The organism is Hydrogenophaga sp., assembly GCF_031426985.1.
GTDB lineage: Bacteria > Pseudomonadota > Gammaproteobacteria > Burkholderiales > Burkholderiaceae_C > Hydrogenophaga.
Window position 1 is genome coordinate 1 of the sequence record NZ_JASJOY010000121.1, and the last position, 1,096, is coordinate 1,096.

Consider the following 1,096-nt stretch of genomic DNA (forward strand, 5'->3'; position numbering starts at 1 on the left):
GCCACCGCCGACCACAACACGCCCACCACCGGCTGGGAACTGGGCTACGACGGCATCACCGACCCGATCAGCAAAGAGCAGATCACCACGCTGGACAGCAACATCGCCGAGTTCGGTGCGGCGGCTTTCTTCCCCTTCATGTCCAAGCGCCAGGGCATCGTGCACGTGATCGGCCCCGAGAACGGCGCCACGCTGCCGGGCATGACCGTGGTGTGCGGCGACAGCCACACCAGCACCCATGGCGCGTTTGGGGCCCTGGCCCACGGCATCGGCACCAGCGAAGTCGAGCACGTGATGGCCTCGCAGACGCTGCTGGCCAAAAAGGCCAAGAACATGCTGGTCCGGGTCGAGGGACAACTGGCCAAGGGGGTGACCGCCAAGGACATCGTGCTGGCCATCATCGGCAAGATCGGCACCGCCGGCGGTACCGGCTACACCATTGAATTCGGTGGCAGCGCGATCCGCGCGCTGTCGATGGAAGGCCGCATGACGGTCTGCAACATGGCGATCGAGGGTGGCGCACGCGCCGGCCTGGTGGCCGTGGACGACAAGACCATCGAGTACGTGAAAGGCAGGCCACTCTCGCCCACCGGGGTGGAGTGGGACCAGGCCGTCGCCTACTGGAAGACGCTGCACACGGACGAGGGTGCGGCCTTCGACACCGTGGTCGAACTCGACGCCACACAGATCGTGCCGCAGGTCACCTGGGGCACCTCGCCCGAGATGGTGCTGGGCGTGGACGCCCGCGTGCCCGACCCCGAGAAGGAAAAGGACGCCAGCAAGCGCGGCGCCATGGAACGTGCGCTGACCTACATGGCGCTGGAACCGGGCAAGCCACTGGCCGACATCTTTGTCGACAAGGTCTTCATCGGCTCCTGCACCAACAGCCGCATCGAAGACATGCGCGAGGCCGCCGCCGTGGTCAAGAAACTGGGCCAGAAGGTCGCCAAGAACATCAAGCTGGCGATGGTCGTGCCGGGTTCGGGTCTGGTGAAGGAACAGGCCGAGCGCGAAGGCCTGCACGAGATCTTCAAGGCCGCCGGCTTCGAGTGGCGCGAGCCCGGCTGCTCGATGTGCCTGGCGATGAACGCCGACC

At 66.2% G+C, this 1,096-nt stretch carries 1 protein-coding gene; it reads left to right on the forward strand.

Annotation, left to right across the window (positions count from 1 at the left end):
• The coding region (gene leuC / locus RMP09_RS14945) for a 3-isopropylmalate dehydratase large subunit (RefSeq protein ID WP_310566777.1) at window positions 1-1,096 on the forward strand (1,096 nt) is incomplete at both ends.